Source organism: Streptomyces sp. NBC_01214 (assembly GCF_026340975.1).
Lineage (GTDB): Bacteria > Actinomycetota > Actinomycetes > Streptomycetales > Streptomycetaceae > Streptomyces.
Genome location: NZ_JAPEOS010000002.1, coordinates 879,251 through 894,119, shown reverse-complemented (window position 1 = coordinate 894,119; position 14,869 = coordinate 879,251). Strand labels below are relative to the sequence as shown.

The 14,869-nt window shown below is 72.3% G+C and carries 15 protein-coding genes; 4 read left to right on the top strand and 11 right to left on the bottom strand.

Going from position 1 to position 14,869, the window contains the following annotated elements; all coding sequences use genetic code 11:
* Window positions 1-87: 87 nt before the first annotated feature.
* Complete coding sequence (locus tag OG594_RS29045; RefSeq protein WP_266604699.1) at window positions 88-549, bottom strand: molybdenum cofactor biosynthesis protein MoaE; 462 nt, start codon at window positions 547-549, stop codon at window positions 88-90.
* 233 nt (window positions 550-782) lie between these two features.
* On the bottom strand, window positions 783-1,949 hold the full coding sequence (locus tag OG594_RS29040) for an SDR family oxidoreductase (protein WP_266604697.1): 1,167 nt from the start codon (window positions 1,947-1,949) through the stop codon (window positions 783-785).
* Between the two features lie 192 nt (window positions 1,950-2,141).
* Between OG594_RS29040 and OG594_RS29035 the strand changes: the two genes are divergently transcribed.
* Window positions 2,142-3,548 carry a zinc-dependent metalloprotease gene (locus tag OG594_RS29035; RefSeq protein WP_266604695.1) on the top strand — a complete coding sequence of 469 codons (1,407 nt, stop codon included), beginning with the start codon at window positions 2,142-2,144 and terminating at the stop codon, window positions 3,546-3,548.
* A complete protein-coding gene (locus OG594_RS29030) occupies window positions 3,545-4,075 on the top strand; it encodes an NUDIX hydrolase (protein WP_266604693.1) in 531 nt (176 codons plus the stop codon). Before OG594_RS29035 ends, OG594_RS29030 begins: the two co-directional genes overlap by 4 nt.
* 106 nt (window positions 4,076-4,181) lie before the next feature.
* Here the strand turns inward: OG594_RS29030 and OG594_RS29025 are convergent, their stop codons facing one another.
* The 4 genes from OG594_RS29025 to OG594_RS29010 form a co-directional block, all read right to left on the bottom strand.
* The gene (locus OG594_RS29025; protein ID WP_266604691.1) at window positions 4,182-4,937 is read right to left on the bottom strand and encodes an AIM24 family protein; all 756 of its coding nucleotides are present in this window, start codon (window positions 4,935-4,937) and stop codon (window positions 4,182-4,184) included.
* Window positions 4,938-4,954: 17 nt separating this feature from the next.
* Window positions 4,955-5,635, bottom strand: coding sequence for an AIM24 family protein (locus tag OG594_RS29020; protein WP_266606616.1), 681 nt, complete (start codon window positions 5,633-5,635; stop codon window positions 4,955-4,957).
* A 20-nt stretch (window positions 5,636-5,655) separates the two neighbouring features.
* Complete coding sequence (locus tag OG594_RS29015) at window positions 5,656-7,308, bottom strand: TerD family protein (RefSeq protein WP_266604689.1); 1,653 nt, start codon at window positions 7,306-7,308, stop codon at window positions 5,656-5,658.
* Between the two features lie 174 nt (window positions 7,309-7,482).
* Window positions 7,483-8,022 carry a M48 family metallopeptidase gene (locus OG594_RS29010; protein ID WP_030385930.1) on the bottom strand — a complete coding sequence of 180 codons (540 nt, stop codon included), beginning with the start codon at window positions 8,020-8,022 and terminating at the stop codon, window positions 7,483-7,485.
* A 264-nt stretch (window positions 8,023-8,286) separates the two neighbouring features.
* Here OG594_RS29010 and OG594_RS29005 point away from each other — a divergent pair, with 264 nt between their 5' ends.
* Together OG594_RS29005 and OG594_RS29000 are read left to right on the top strand one after the other, a co-directional pair.
* Window positions 8,287-9,420, top strand: a complete 1,134-nt coding sequence (locus OG594_RS29005) for a ThiF family adenylyltransferase (RefSeq protein WP_266604686.1) — start codon at window positions 8,287-8,289, stop codon at window positions 9,418-9,420.
* 72 nt (window positions 9,421-9,492) lie between these two features.
* Window positions 9,493-10,821 carry an AarF/ABC1/UbiB kinase family protein gene (locus OG594_RS29000; RefSeq protein ID WP_266604684.1) on the top strand — a complete coding sequence of 443 codons (1,329 nt, stop codon included), beginning with the start codon at window positions 9,493-9,495 and terminating at the stop codon, window positions 10,819-10,821.
* Between the two features lie 13 nt (window positions 10,822-10,834).
* Here OG594_RS29000 and OG594_RS28995 read toward each other — a convergent pair whose 3' ends face one another.
* The 5 genes from OG594_RS28995 to OG594_RS28975 form a co-directional block, all read right to left on the bottom strand.
* The gene (locus OG594_RS28995; protein WP_189732681.1) at window positions 10,835-11,041 is read right to left on the bottom strand and encodes a hypothetical protein; all 207 of its coding nucleotides are present in this window, start codon (window positions 11,039-11,041) and stop codon (window positions 10,835-10,837) included.
* A 201-nt stretch (window positions 11,042-11,242) separates the two neighbouring features.
* Window positions 11,243-11,572 (bottom strand): hypothetical protein, encoded by a 330-nt coding sequence (locus OG594_RS28990; RefSeq protein ID WP_266604682.1) that lies wholly within the window; start codon window positions 11,570-11,572, stop codon window positions 11,243-11,245.
* Window positions 11,569-11,940: a WhiB family transcriptional regulator gene (locus OG594_RS28985; RefSeq protein WP_030010480.1), complete on the bottom strand. Its 372-nt coding sequence runs from the start codon at window positions 11,938-11,940 to the stop codon at window positions 11,569-11,571. Before OG594_RS28985 ends, OG594_RS28990 begins: the two co-directional genes overlap by 4 nt.
* Window positions 11,941-12,119: 179 nt before the next feature.
* Window positions 12,120-12,431: a hypothetical protein gene (locus OG594_RS28980; protein WP_266606615.1), complete on the bottom strand. Its 312-nt coding sequence runs from the start codon at window positions 12,429-12,431 to the stop codon at window positions 12,120-12,122.
* A gap of 179 nt (window positions 12,432-12,610) precedes the next feature.
* Entirely contained in the window at window positions 12,611-14,785 is a 2,175-nt protein-coding gene (locus OG594_RS28975; RefSeq protein WP_266604679.1) for an ATP-dependent DNA helicase UvrD2, read from the bottom strand.
* Between the last annotated feature and the right edge of the window lie 84 nt (window positions 14,786-14,869).

Sequence of the window (14,869 nt, the reverse complement as noted above, 5' to 3'; positions counted from 1 at the left end):
GGTGGGGTTACGCAAATCGAGGGCGTGTTGCGCGGCCGAACGGGTGCGAGGCTACCGCCTTCCGGGTGGCGTTCCGCGACCGGGGGTTCAGCAGGCGCCGACCCACTCCTCGGTGCCGTCGCTGAACGTTTGGTGCTTCCAGATCGGGACCTCGTGCTTGAGGTCGTCGATCAGCATCCGGGCGGCCTCGAAGGCCTCGCCGCGGTGCGGGCAGGACACGGCGACGACGACGGCCAGGTCGCCCACGACCAGGTCACCGACGCGGTGCACGGCCGCCAGGGCGCGGACCGGGAACTTGGCGACGACGCGCTCGGCGACGCGGCGCATCTCGGCCTCGGCGGTCGGGTGGCAGGAGTAACCGAGCGAATCGACGTCCGCCCCGCCGTCGTGGTTGCGCACCGTGCCGACGAAGAGCGTCGTACCGCCCGACGCGTCGTCGCCGACGGCCTGGAAGACCTCGTCGATCGACAGGGCGGTCTCGCGGATCTGGAGCAGCCGGATCGGGTCCGAAGCGGCCTGCTCACCGGGGTGGTCGAAGTGCGGTGCCATGCCTTCATCGTGCCCTAGCCGCTGACACGGCGAAATAGCAGATTCGCCCGGGGCGGGGGCGCCGCCTTGGGAGCCTCCTACCAATCCGGGCACCGGCACGATCCGGCCCCGCCGGCGGTCCGGGCGCGGGGGTCCGGGGGCGGGGGTCCGGGGGCGGGGGTCCGGGGGCGGGGGTCCGGGGGCGGCGCCCCCGGCAACCGCTCCGCACCGGGCGGGCGGCCCGACCCGCAGGGTCAGATCCCGCGCCGCTTGCGCGCCAGGCGGACCGCCGCGGCCGCGCCCAGCAGGGCCACCGTCGCACCGGCCGCACCGGCGGCCGTGGCGGCGTCCCTGCGGCCCAGCCGGCGGCCCGCGACCGTGTGACGGCCCGAGACCTCCTGGAGGAGCTCGGCGAGCACTTCCTCGTTGGTCCAGCGCGGCCGCCAGCCCGCCGCGTGCAGCCCGCTGACGCTGACCACCCACGGGTGCATCGTGTAGGCGAGGTCCCCGGCCGGGGACGGGGTCAGGCCGATCCGGTGCAGCCGGGCCGCCGCTCCCAGGGCGACCGCCGACGGGAGCTCCATGCGGCGGATGCCGCTCAGCTCCTCGACCTCCTCCTGCTCCAGCCACCCCTCGCAGCCCACGGCCAGCTCGCCCTCGACCTTCTCCAGGGCCGCGTACTCCAGGGCGCTGACCAAGTCGTCCACGTGACAGAACTGCCAGGTGGGGCGGGATCCCGCCACCACGAGCAGCCGCGGGGACTCGAAGTACCGGGTCAGGGCGGTGTCCGTGCCGCCGACCAGGACGGCCGGGCGGATCACGGTGACGTTCAGTCCGGGGTGCGCGCGGGGGGCCCGGCGGCCGAGGCGCTCGATCTCCAGCAGGTCGCCGACGCCGGTCGCCTCGGCGGTGGCCCGCAGCTCGGAGTCCTCGGACAGCGGGATGTCGTTGTCCGGCAGGGCTCCGTAGACCATCGCGGAGGTGCAGAGCACCACCCGGTGCACGCCGGCCGCGGCGGCGGCCGTCAGGACGGTCTGGGTGCCGCGCACGTTGTACGCCGTGCGGGCGGCCGGGTCGGTCTCCAGGTCGAGGTCCAGCGCGAGGTGGACCACGACGTCCGCGCCACGCAGCTTCTCGGCGATCGCGGGGTCCCGTACGTCGAGGACGTGCCACTGCGCGGCGGCGCAGTCCCCGCGCCGCTCGTCGATGGCGACGACCTGCTTGACCTCGTCGGAGGCGGCCAGACGGCTCACCAGGGCCGCGCCGACCCCCGAGGCGGCGCCGGTCACGGCGATCACCGGGCTGCGCCGGCGGATTCCCTCCGGGTTTCGCGGCTGGCGAACGCCGGGGGCGCCGTCGCCGTGCTCGGAGCTGTTTTCGTCGTCGTGCGTCGCGCGAAACTGCGGATCTGGGGAACTCACCGGGCGTCTCCAGCGGTTGTCTTCAGTAGGGACGCGTCGTGACGCGTACCCACCAGGTGATGTCCATCCTGCCGCAGCCCCGGAGTCGGCGGAGCACCGAGCCCGGATGCGGCCGCGGTGTCTACGCTGGGTGGTGTTGTCTGTCCATTGCCCGTCGGCTCCCGCCGGCGGCCCTACGAGCCGAGGAAACCCGTGAGCGACACCCCATTCGGATTCGGCCTTCCGCCGGAGGAGCCGGAGAACGGCGACGATGGCAAGAAGAAGGGCAACCAGGGCGGTCAGGGCGGCCCGGCGAATCCCTTCGGGTTCCCCGGCATGGGTCTGCCGGGCGGGGCGGGCGCTCCCGGAGCGGACAACCCGTTCGCCGCGATGTTCGGTTCGATGAACCCGAACGACCTCGGTGCCGCCTTCCAGCAGCTCGGCCAGATGCTCAGCTACGAGGGCGGTCCCGTGAACTGGGACATGGCCAAGGACATCGCCCGCCAGACCGTCGCGCAGGGCACCGCGGACGGCGTGAAGGACACGAGCGTCGGCGTCGCGGAGAAGTCCGCCGTCGAGGAGGCCGTGCGCCTCGCCGACCACTGGCTGGACGGCGTGACCTCGCTGCCCTCGGGCGCCACCACGGCCGTGGCCTGGAGCCGCGCCGAGTGGGTCGAGGCGACCCTCCCGGTGTGGAAGGAGCTCGTGGACCCGGTCGCGGAGCGGGTCGGCGCGGCCATGGGCGGCGTGCTGCCGGAGGAGATGCAGGCCATGGCGGGCCCGCTGCTCGGCATGATGCGCTCCATGGGCGGCGCCATGTTCGGCCAGCAGATCGGCCAGGCCGTCGGCACCCTCGCGGGCGAGGTCGTCGGCTCGACGGACATCGGTCTGCCGCTGGGCCCGGCCGGCAAGGCCGCGCTGCTGCCGCTGAACATCGAGAGCTTCGGCAAGGACCTGGGCGTGCCCTCGGACGAGGTGCGGCTCTACCTGGCCCTGCGCGAGGCGGCCCACGCCCGGCTCTTCGCCCACGTGCCGTGGCTGCGCTCGCACCTGTTCGGCGCGGTCGAGGGCTACGCCCGCGGCATCAAGGTCGACACCTCCAAGCTGGAGGACGTCGTCGGCCAGCTGGACCCGTCCAACCCGGAGCAGCTGCAGGAAGCGCTCCAGGGCGGAATGTTCCAGCCGCAGGACACCCCCGAGCAGAAGGCCGCCCTGGCCCGTCTGGAGACGGCGCTGGCGCTGGTCGAGGGCTGGGTCGACGCGGTGGTGCACGAGGCCGCCAAGCCCCGGCTGACCTCGGCGGACGCGATGCGCGAGACCATGCGGCGGCGGCGCGCCTCCGGCGGCCCGGCGGAGCAGACCTTCGCGACGCTGATCGGCCTGGAGCTGCGCCCGCGCCGGCTGCGCGACGCCTCGCGGCTGTGGGCCTCCCTCACGGACGCGCGCGGGGTGGACGGCCGCGACGGGCTCTGGGAGCACCCGGACATGCTGCCGACGGCCTCCGACCTGGACGACCCGGACGGCTTCGTGCACCGCGAGCAGCTGGACTTCTCCGAGATCGACAAGATGCTCGGCGAGGCCGCCGAGAAGCGCGAACAGGACGGCGACGAGAAGAAGTGAGCCTGCACGAAGACGCGGTCCTCGTCCTGAAGGCGTACGAGGACCAGCCGGAGCTGCGCGACCTGTACCTGGAGCACCTGGCGGCCCACCCGGACGGGGTCTACAAGCCCTGCGGGGCCGGGCACGTCACGGGCAGCGCGCTGGTGATCGACCCGGTGCGGGGGCGGGTCCTGCTGACCCTGCACAAGAAGCTCGGCATGTGGCTCCAGATGGGCGGCCACTGCGAGCCCGGTGACCGGACCCTCGCCGAGGTGGCGCTGCGCGAGGCCCGTGAGGAGTCGGGCATCGCGTCGGGGCTGACCCTGGTCGAAGGCGGGCCGGTGCGCTTGGACCGGCATGCGATCCCGGCGCCCTGCAACTGGCACCTGGACGTGCAGTACGCGGCGCTGGCTCCGGCCGGCGCGGTGGCGGAGATCAGCGAGGAGTCCCTGGACCTGCGCTGGTTCCCGTACGAGGAGGTGGCGGCGGTGGCCGACGCGTCCGTCGTACGGCTGCTGGAGGCGACCTTGGCCCGGCTGGCCGGCTGAGCCGCACCGCGGCGCGAGCCCGGATGCGGCGCGGACGCGGCGCGGACCCGGACGCGGCGAAGGGGCGGTCCCCGGCGGGACCGCCCCTTCGCCGTGCCGGGAACCGTCAGTTCCAGGCGTTGTTCTGGTTCTGCGCGTGCGAGCCGTGCTGGCCCATGCCGAACTGCGCGGCGGCGCCCTGGCCGAGCTGGGCGTTCTGCGGCGGCAGCACCTCGCTGGGCTGCACCAGCGCGAAGCCGGTGCCCAGGAAGCTCAGCTCCCAGCCCTCACCGGTGTTGCCGCGCCGCCGCCACACCCCGCTGGAGTGCGTCTGGGCCTGCATCTGCACCCGCAGCGAGGTGGACCACGCCACGATCGCGTCGGCGTCGACGTTGACGTACTTGTCGGGCGTGACGTGCATCATCAGCGGCTGCCCGGAGGTCATCAGCGCGACCTTGCCGCGGCCGGAGATGTTGAGCTGGTACTTGCCCGAGCCGGAGATCCCGTACTGGCTGTCCACCGCGATGACTTCGGTGTGCAGGGTGGAGTCCAGGGCCAGCACGTAGCTGCTGTCGACCGTGAGGCCGTCCTGGTCCACGTCCACGACGTGCACGTACTGGGCCAGGTTGGCCAGGTAGACCGTGCCCTGCCCGGAACAGCGCATGAGGTCCAGGCCCTCGCCGGTGCGGCGGCGGGCGCCCCGCTGGCCGGTGGTCTGGTACTCGCCGTCGAAGTCGATGAGTCCCTGGTAGGCGACCATGGCGCCCTTGCGGGCGAGTACGTCGTCGGAGCCGGTCAGCGAGACCCGCAGCAGCTGCGGGTTCTGGACGGCGTACCGCTCCTGGGACTGCGCCTCGGCGTGGGCGAAAAGTGCGCTCTGCATGATGTGTCCGCTCCCCCTCAGCCCCGGGCCCGGAGCCGGTCGGTGCTGTCCTCGCTGGGCTGTACGACGACGATGCCCTGGCCGGAGAAGGCCATCTGGTAGGCCTCCCCGCTGCCCCGGCCGATCATCGACGAGGCCTTGAAGCTGCGCTTGCCCTTGACTTTGAGATTCGGCGACCAGGCGACGAGCGCGTCGGGGTCGACGTACGTCTCGTCGTCCCCGCGGCCGCAGTCGACCACGATCGGGGTGCCGCGGGAGGTCAGGGCGACCCACCCGGTGCCCGCGATCTGCACGTTGAACAGGCCCTGGCCGGCGAACTTGGCGAGACCCTTGACCCGCTCGACGCCCCACTGCAGGTGTGCGTCGAAGGCGAGCAGGTTGGTGCCGTTGACCGAGAGCGAGTCGTTGTTGAGGTTGATGACGACCACGTCGGCGCCGTAGTCGGCCAGGTAGAGCAGGCCGTCGCCGGTGCACTTCATCAGCGGCGCGCCTTCGCCGGTGATCCACTGCGAGGCCATCTGACGGACGGCCGGCGGGTTGGGCTCGTACTGGACGAAGCCCTCGTAGGCGACCATCGAGCCGGTACGGGCGAAGAGGTCCTGGCCGCTCTGCATGGCGACCTTGAGCATGGCCCGGCCGTGGTTCTCCATGCGGGCCGTGACGGGGGTCGGGGCGAAGCCCGCGAGTTGCTGGTTCATTGCGTTCATGTCGGGCTCCCTCAGACCTCGTACGGCTGGACGACGATGAAGTTGCCGGGAGCGCCGCGGAACTGGAGGTTCACGGTCTCCCCGCTGTGGCCGGGGTAGGCGTTGCGCCGCAGCCGGACCTGACTGGAGATGATCACCTGCGAGGCGGAGGACCACGCGACGATGGCGTTGCTGTCCGCGAAGGTGGTCGGGGTGACGGGCAGGACCACCGGGACGCCGTGGGTCTTGACGATGACCGTGCCGGTGCCCTGGAACTGCATGGTGAACAGCGCGCCGCCGGGGATGCCGTGGCCCTCGATGCGGCGGACCTCGTGCTGGAGCGACTCGTCGAAGGCGAGGACGGCCTCGGCGGAGACGCAGATCCCGTCGCCCTGGAGCTCGATGGCGTGCAGGTGGGCGCCGTTCTCCGCGAGGAAGACCTGACCGCGGCCGGTGCAGCGCATGAGCTGCATCTCCTGACCGGTGGCGTTGCCGACGATGCGGCCGGCGAAGCCCGCGCCCTTGTAGCTGAAGTCGACCTTGCCCTGGTAGAGGACCATGCTGCCCTGGCGGGCGAGGACGGCCTGGCCGCCCATCGACAGGTCGACGCGCATGAGCTGCTGGTTCTGCGGGGTCCAGCGGGCGCCGGTGGGGGCCTCCTTGTACGGCTGGAGCGCGGCCGCGAGGCCCGCTCCGGCGGCCGCCTGCTGCGGCTGCTGCGCGTACTGCGGCGGCTGCTGGCCGAAGGCGGGCTGCTGCTGCCCGTACGGGGGCGGCTGCTGGCCGGGAACCTGGCCGTAGGAGGGCTGCTGCGGCGGCTGCCCGTAGGGCGCGGGGGCCGGCGCGGGCGGCGGCACCTGACCGTAGGACGGCTGGGGCGGCTGCGGCGGCTGGCCGTACGGGGCGGGGGCCGGCGGGGCGAGCGGCGCGGCCATGGTGGGCGCGGCGTGCACCGGGGCCGGGGCCGCGGGCTGCTGGTACTGCGGCTGCGGGACGGCGCCGGGTGCGGGCACGGGCGCGCCGAAGGACGGCGCGGGGGCCGGGGCCTGCTGGGCGGGGGCCGGGGCACCGAAGGCCGGGGCCGGGGCGGCCGCCTGTGGCGGCGGGGCGAACCCGGGCGAGGCGGCGGCCGGGGCCTGCTGCGCCGGCTCCGGGTCCTCGGCGACCTCGCCGCCGAAGTTCCGCAGCAGCGCGTCGAGCCCGCCGTCGAAGCCCTGGCCGACGGCGGCGAAGCGCCACACGTCCTTCAGGTAGAAGTCACCGAGCATCACGGCCCGCTCGGTGGTGAACTCCGAACCGGTGAACGCGTACCGGACGACCTCTTCGCCGCCGGCCACGATCCGGATGTAGCCGGGGCCGATCTGCGACATCTGTCCGGCACCGTCGATGGTGGCGGTGAAGGACAGCTTGTGGATGGACGCCGGAATGCGGTCCAGCGTCACCCGGAAGGATTCGGTGTCACCGGACTGCGCACCGAGTTGCTGAATGGACTCTTCCGGCGACTTCGGCTGATTGAAGAAGACGAAGTAACGGTCGTCCGACAGCTGCTCGTTGGCGTCGAGGCCGAAACAGCTGATGTCGAAGGCGAGTCCGGATCCGGCGATCTGGACGCCTACGTACAGATCGGTGCCCGCGGTGAGATCACTGATCTTGGCCTTGTGGCCGCGTTGGAATTCCCTGGCCATACGTACGACCGTCCCCCATCCCGACTGTGAATGCGTGGCGCTCAGGCTAACGGCAATTGCCGACATCCGGCCAAGCCGGTACCGACCCGGTACAAAACCCTGCGTGCGGCACGAGGGGCGATCGGCGGGTCGACGGGTGGGCGCGCGGGTGGGCCGGGGGGTGGGCCCGGGGGCTCACTCCTCGCGGGCGGCGGGGACCTTCGGAAGCCGCTCGGCGGCGACCACGCCCTCCAGGTAACCGCGGGCCCGCTCGGTGCGCGGGTACGCCTCCAGCAGTTCCCAGAAGCGGGGTCCGTGGCCGGGTACGAGCAGGTGGGCCAGCTCGTGCAGGAGGACGTAGTCGACGACGTACTCGGGCATCCCCTGGAGCCGGTGCGAGAGCCGGATGCTGCCTTCGGCGGGGGTGCAGGAGCCCCAGCGGGTGTTCTGGTTGGTGACCCAGCGGACCGTGCGGGGGCGGGCGCGGCCGTCGAAGTACTGCTCGGACAGCTGCGCGGCGCGCTCGGTGAGTTCCGCGTCCCCGAAGGTGCGCCGGCTCTCCTGGGCGGCCAGTTTGTCGAGCATGACCCCCACCCAGCGCTGCTCCTCCGCCTCGGACATCCGGGCAGGGATGAGCACGACCGTACGGTCACCCTCGCGATAGGCGGATACGGTCCTGCGGCGGCGCGCGCTCCGGCGGACTTCGACGGCGCGCTGCGGTGGGTCGGCGGACACGCCACGACGGTACCCGGTCGTGGTGGCGGAAGTCCCACCCGTCGGCGGTTCGAACACGAGGGATTCGCGGCCGATTTCCGGAACCCCATTTCCCTTCATCTCATATGCCTAATACCTCGCACCTGTGGACAAAGTTCGGCAGGGATTCCCGCGGGCGGGCACTGTTACGGAAGAACGGGAAACGGGCGGCGCACGTGCGCACGAGTGCCCACGAGTACGCACCAGTACGCATGAGTACGCACGGGATATCGAGGGGGACGGGACATGTATCCGAAGGTGAAGCCGGCGCTGGCACGGGCGTGGCGGGATCTGCAGACGGTCCAGTTCGGGGTGACGCCCGCCCACGCGGTGGTGTTCGGCCCCGTGGACACGGCGACGGGCACGCTGATCGACCGGATCGACGGGACCCGGGGGATGGAACTGCTGCGGGCCGAGGCCTCGGGCATGGGGCTGCCGGACGGCCGGGCCGACGATGTGGTCAGGACGCTGGCGGGGGCCGGCCTGCTCGACGACGCCACGGCGGGCGGCCCGCGGGCCCAAGCCCTGCGGGGGCATCCGCAGACCGTGGAGCGGCTGGGGCCCGACCTGGGTTCGCTGTCCCTGGTCCACCGGGAACCGGGCGGGGACTTACGGGGGATCGCCGCCCGCCGGGCGATACGGGTCCGGGTGCGCGGGAGCGGCCGGGTCGGGGCCGTGATCGCCGCGGTGCTGGCGGGAGCTGGCGTGGGTCGGGTGGAGGTGCTCGACGGGGGCCTGGTGGAGCCGGCGGACGTGGCGCCGGGCGGGCTGGACCCCGGGAGCGTGGGCCGGCCGCGGGCCGAGTCCGCGGGCAGGCTGGTGCGCGAGTCGGCCCCGGGGCGCGCCCCGCGGGCCGGGGAGGACGCGGGGGCGGAGCCGGGGCTGGCCCTGGTGGTGGTCGCACCCCGGGACGGGCTGCACGCCTGGGCCCCGGATCCGGACACCGCGGCCGACTGGATCGCCTCGGGCATCCCCCACCTGTACGCGGGGGTGTTGGAGGGGACGGGGCTGGTGGGGCCGCTGGTGCTGCCGGGGTCGACGGCCTGCGCGGGGTGCATGGAGCGCGACCGCGTGGACCGGGACGCGGCCTGGCCGAGGATGCTCGTGCAGTGGCGTTCGGCCCACCGCCGCCGCGCGGGTGCGGCCTGCGACCTGGGCCTGTCCACGGCGGTGGCCGGGCTGGCCGCGGCCCATGCGCTGGCCTTCCTCGACGGACAACTCCCCGCTTCCACGGCAGCCCGCTGGGAGGCCGCCCTCCCCGCGCTGCACTGGGAATCCACACCGGTCGCCCCGCATCCCGACTGCCCCTGCGGGGCGGGTGGGTCACCGGAGGCGGATCGGGCGGGGAGCGGCCGGGAGGGCCATGACAGGATGCGCTGAGAGTGCCGGGGCGACGGAGCCCTTCCTGAGTCCGTCGTTCGCGGCGCAGCGGTCTGGGACATGGAGGGGCGTATGTCTGATCTTCCCCGGAAGGCGGTCACCCGTACGGTCAAGCTGGCCGCGTTGCCGCTCGGCATAGCGGGCCGGGCCACGTGGGGGCTGGGCAAGCGGATCGGGGGCAAGTCCGCGGAGATCGTGGCGCGCGAGCTCCAACAGCGCACCGCAGAGCAGTTGTTCCGCACGCTCGGGGAGCTGAAGGGCGGTGCCATGAAGTTCGGGCAGGCCCTGTCGGTCTTCGAGTCGGCCCTGCCCGAGGAGGTCGCGGGGCCCTACCGGGCGGCGCTGACCAAGCTTCAGGAGGCGGCTCCGCCGCTGCCCGCGGCGACGGTGCACCAAGTGCTGACGGACCGTCTCGGCGCGGACTGGCGGGACCTGTTCGAGGAGTTCGACGACCGGCCGGCCGCGGCGGCCTCCATCGGGCAGGTGCACCGGGCGGTGTGGCACGACGGTCGGCAGGTGGCCGTCAAGGTCCAGTACCCGGGGGCCGGTGAGGCGCTGCTGTCGGACCTGAAGCAACTGGGCAGGTTCGCGGGGCTGTTGAAGCCGCTGATCCCCGGGATGGAAATCAAGCCACTGATCAAGGAGTTGCGCGACCGGGTCGCGGAGGAACTCGACTACGAGCTGGAGGCCGAGGCCCAACGAACGCACGCGGACGCCTTCGTGGACGACCCGGACGTGGTCGTGCCGGACGTCGTGCACCAGGGCGACCAGGTGCTGGTGACCGAGTGGATGGAGGGGACCCCCCTATCGGAGGTGATAGCCGACGGCACCCCGGAGGAGCGCGATCGTGCCGGACAGCTGCTGGCCGGGTTCCTGTTCTCCGGTCCGGCGCGCACGGGCCTGCTGCACGCGGACCCGCACCCGGGCAACTTCCGGTTGATATCGGGGGCGGACGGCCGGACGCGGCTGGGAGTCCTGGACTTCGGCACGGTCGACCGGCTGCCCGGAGGCTGGCCCAAACCCATCGGCAGGTCGCTGCGGATGACGCTGGACGGTGACGCCGAGGGGGTCTACGGGCACCTGCGCGCCGAGGGGTTCGTGAAGGAGTCCGTCGAGCTCGACCCCGACGCGGTGCTGGAGTACCTGAAGCCGATCATCGCGCCCGCCGAGGCCGAGGAGTTCACCTTCACCCGGCCGTGGCTGCGCGGCCAGGCGGCGCGGATCGCCGATCCCCGCTCCCCCGCGCACCAGTTGGGCCGGCAGATCAACCTGCCGCCGTCCTACCTGCTGATCCACCGCGTGACGTTGAGCACGATCGGGGTGCTGTGCCAGCTGGGCGCGACGGTGCGGCTGCGGGACGAACTGGACACCTGGCTGCCGGGGTTCGCCTCCGCCGAGTGACTGCGTAGGCGCGTCACCACCAGGACGAGTCGAGCCTTCCCTCGATCGCCCGGAGGTTGGCGCGCGCACAGTCGACGCAGAAGTACTGTCTGGTCCCGTTCTCCACCGAGCAGGTCCAGGTGGGTGGGATCTCGCCCGGGGCCTTCGCGCCACAGCCCGCACAGACGACGGGCTGGGCCTCGGATCCCGACGGGCCGGGATGGGGAGTCGGCTGGTCCACCTCCAGACGATATCCCCGTCCGGGCCGGACGGGCCCGCGCAACGCACCGACGGCCGCGGCGAGCCTGCGGTTTCCGTCGACGACGGGTGCGGGCGTGGCGGGAGCGGTCGGGCCGGGAAGGGACGGGATGCGGACGGGCGTCGGCCCCCACCGCCCGGTGGTCCGGGTGATGGGGGCCGACGCCCGCTGTCTTTTCAGCTCTTACTGCATGACGGCCATGGCCAGCGCACGCCGGGCACGCATGGAGACGCGCTCGGCACGCCGCTGCATGCGGCGGGCGGCGACCAGGCGCACGGCGTGACGCTCGGCGTCCACCTCACGCATGCGCTCGTCCATATGGGCACGAGCCAGGGCTTCTGGGATGAGTTGCATTTCGCGGGTCCTGTTCTGACGCGAGGTGATCGCGCCGGCGGTGATGAAGTCTGCGTGGGCGGCGCCGTGGGGCTGCTCGCTCGTGATGTAGGAGGTCATGGGGGCCTGCTTCAAGGGGTCGTGCGTCAGGGGGCGGTCGATGGTTCCGATGGCGGTCATGCCGTGACAACCGGGTTCTTGCGCGGACGGCCACGGGGACGCTTGCGGGCGACGACGACACCCTGGACGAAGAGCTCGCCACCCCAAACACCCCAGGGCTCGCGGCGCTCGACCGCTCCGGCGAGGCAGGCCTCGACCAGCGGGCAGGTGCGGCAGAGGGACTTGGCGTACTCGACGTCGGCCGGGGACTCGGCGAAGAAGACCTCGGGGTCGAAGGTGCGGCAGGGGACGGGCACGCCGAGGTTCTCGATGGCGTCGTCGAGCGCGGTCAGCGCGGTGAGCGGGGTCAAGGTGTGGTCCTCCGGGACTGCGGGCGGGGAGATCATTTGGGTCTGCGGTACGGACGGGGCGTGCGCTTCGAGTTGCACGGTGTTTTCTTCCTCGTCTTGTTCGGCTAGTCGTTCCGGCCGGTCGGCCGGGTTCGGCTGGTACCTGGCTGCCAGTCCCGAGGCCCCTTCGCTCCGTCGTCCCTGTTCGGGACAAACAGAAGGGCCGCGGATCCCGGGTGGGGTTCCGCGGCCCTGAAGGCGCCGGCCTGATCATGCGATCAGGCTGGATCACTCCAGGGTTCGAGCCCGCGGAAGGCCCACATCAGGTGGTGCTGCTGCTTCGTCTGCTTCTTCTGGGATCCGGCACCGGCTGCGGCAGCGAATCCATAGGCGCCATGCGTCTGCGCTTCTGCTGCGAGTACTGCCACCGGTGCCTTGGTCGGTCGCTCATTGCGCTCACTGACCGGAAGGGTCGCCAGCAGGGCGGGGCGGTCGGCGGAAATCGCGGACGCACCGGTACCCAGGAGGGAGACGGAACCGAGCAGGCAGGAAGCGTCGACCGAGCGATCGGTCATTTTGGTGAAGGTCATGAAGCTGGTCACTGGTCTCGCCTCCTCTCGGCGTCTCGGGGACTCGGCCCGGGGGCCTGTCCCATACGTATTCGGATAAGTACAGCACGGATCCCGGGCTTCGGAGAAGCCACCGTTTCCGTTGCTAAGAACCTATGGGTCTTCGCTGGGCATGTGCAAACTATTTTTCCGACGAGTTTCTACGCGTCGTCAAGATGCCCGGCCCCAACCTCTTGACCTGCGCAGATGGCCAGGACATCGGCTCCGTACCGGTCAAGCTTACGGCCGCCCACTCCGGAGATCATCGAGAGCTCCCCCTCCGCGGACGGCGCGGCCTCCGCGATGGCCATCAGCGTCTTGTCCGTGAAGACGCAGTAGGCGGGCAGGCCTTGCTCCTTCGACTGGGCCGCGCGCCACTCCCGCAGCCGCTCGTAGAGGCCTTCGTCCATGTCGGACGGGCAGTCCTCACAGCGCATCAGCTTCAGCTCGCCGGCTTCGGTCAGGGTCTTGCCGCAGACCCGGCACAGGGCCGGACCGCGGCGCACGCGCCCCCGCGCCCCTCGCTCGGCCGCGGAGCCCGCTGCGGCACCCGGGGCCGCGGAGCCCGGCCGCAGGCCGTTCAGGAAGCGGCTGGGTCGTCTGGAGGCCCGGCCACCGGGGGCGCGGGAGAGCCCCCACGACAGGCCCAGGTGGATCCGCGCCCGGGTGACGCCGACGTAGAGCAGTCGCCGTTCCTCCTCGACCTGCTCGTCGGTCTTCGCATAGGTGATCGGCATCATGCCGTCGGTGAGGCCGACGAGGAACACGGCGTCCCACTCCAGACCCTTCGCCGCGTGCAGCGAGGCCAGGGTGACGCCCTGCACGGTCGGGGCGTGCTGGGCGACCTTGCGCTCCTCCAGCTCGATCGTGAGGTCCGCCAGGGTCGCTGCGGGCCGGGCCCGGGCGAAGTCCTCGGCGAGTCGGACCAGCGCGGCCAGCGATTCCCACTGGTCGCGCACGGCACCGGAGCCGGCGGGCGGCTCGGTGCTCCAGCCGGTGGAGCTGAGCACCGCCCGGACCTGGGAGCCCAGCTCCACGACGTCGTCGAGCAGCGGATCGTTCCCGCCGGAGCGGGCGGCGCCGCGCAGCGCGAGGATCGCCCTCTGGACCTCCTGGCGCTCGAAGAACCGCTCGGCTCCGCGCAGCTGGTAGGGGACCCCGGCGTCGGCGAGGGCCTGCTCGTAGACCTCGGACTGGGCGTTGATGCGGTAGAGCACGGCGATCTCGCCCGCCGGGACGCCCGCGGCGATCAGGTCCCGGATCCGGCGGGCGACGCCCTCGGCCTCGGCGGGCTCGTCGGCGTACTCGGCGTAGACGGGGTCGGGGCCGGTCTCGCGCTGCGAGATCAGCTCCAGCCGGTGCTCGGCGGCCCGGCCCTTGGCCTGGTTCAGGAGCCCGTTGGCCAGATGGACCACCTGGGGGGTGGAGCGGTAGTCGCGGACCAGCTTGACCACCGTGGCCTGCGGGTAGCGGGTGCGGAAGTTCAGCAGGTGGTCGGGGGTGGCACCGGTGAAGGAGTAGATGGTCTGGCTGGCGTCACCGACGACGCACAGGCTGTCGCGCTCGCCGAGCCACAGGTCCAGCAGCCGCTGCTGGAGCGGGCTGACGTCCTGGTACTCGTCGACGACGAAGTGCTGGTACTGGGTGCGGATCTGCTCGGCGATGTCGTGGCGGTCCTGGAGGATGCCGACGGTCAGGAGCAGCACGTCCTCGAAGTCGATCATGCCGCGGTCGCGCTTGAGCTGTTCGTACGTCCCGTAGATCTGGGCGATCTCGGCCAGGTCCCGGGGGGCCTCGCGGCCCGACTTGAGGGCGGCCACCGAGTAGTCGGCGGGCACGGTCTGGGTGACCTTCGCCCATTCGATCTCGCCCGTGACGTCGCGCAACTCGTTGCGGTCGAGACGGATGCGGCAGCGCGCGCCGGCCTCGGCGACGAACTGGATCTTGCGCTCCAGCAGCCGGGGCAGCTCGCCGCCGACCGCTTTCGGCCAAAAGTACTGGAGCTGGCGCAGGGCGGCGGAGTGGAAGGTGCGGGCCTGGACCCCGCCCGCGCCCAGGGTGCGCAGGCGTCCGCGCATCTCGCCCGCGGCACGGTTGGTGAAGGTGACGGCCAGCACGCTGGCCGGCATGAGCTGCCCGGACCGGACGCCGTAGGCGATGCGGTGGGTGATCGCGCGGGTCTTGCCGGTACCGGCACCCGCCAGCACGCACACCGGCCCGCGCAGGGTCGTGGCGACCTCGCGCTGCTCCGGGTCGAGGCCCAGGAGCACCGCGTCGGCCGAGTCGGCGGAGGCGGGGCCACCCGGGAACGATGAGGAGTGCGTTGCTGCTGTCACCCCGCCATGCTGCCAGGTCTCGTGAGTCGGGCGGGAAAGTTGTCCACAGGGAGCACGTATCGGTCGTATCGGTCACACCGGGTG

Coding starts and splice junctions, on each gene's coding strand:
- OG594_RS29045 (WP_266604699.1), bottom strand. CDS start 549: ATGGCACCGCACTTCGACCACCCCGGTGAGCAGGCCGCTTCGGACCCG.
- OG594_RS29025 (WP_266604691.1), bottom strand. CDS start 4,937: ATGCAGAGCGCACTTTTCGCCCACGCCGAGGCGCAGTCCCAGGAGCGG.
- OG594_RS29020 (WP_266606616.1), bottom strand. CDS start 5,635: ATGAACCAGCAACTCGCGGGCTTCGCCCCGACCCCCGTCACGGCCCGC.
- OG594_RS29015 (WP_266604689.1), bottom strand. CDS start 7,308: ATGGCCAGGGAATTCCAACGCGGCCACAAGGCCAAGATCAGTGATCTC.
- OG594_RS29005 (WP_266604686.1), top strand. CDS start 8,287: ATGTATCCGAAGGTGAAGCCGGCGCTGGCACGGGCGTGGCGGGATCTG.
- OG594_RS29000 (WP_266604684.1), top strand. CDS start 9,493: ATGTCTGATCTTCCCCGGAAGGCGGTCACCCGTACGGTCAAGCTGGCC.
- OG594_RS28990 (WP_266604682.1), bottom strand. CDS start 11,572: ATGACCGCCATCGGAACCATCGACCGCCCCCTGACGCACGACCCCTTG.
- OG594_RS28980 (WP_266606615.1), bottom strand. CDS start 12,431: ATGACCTTCACCAAAATGACCGATCGCTCGGTCGACGCTTCCTGCCTG.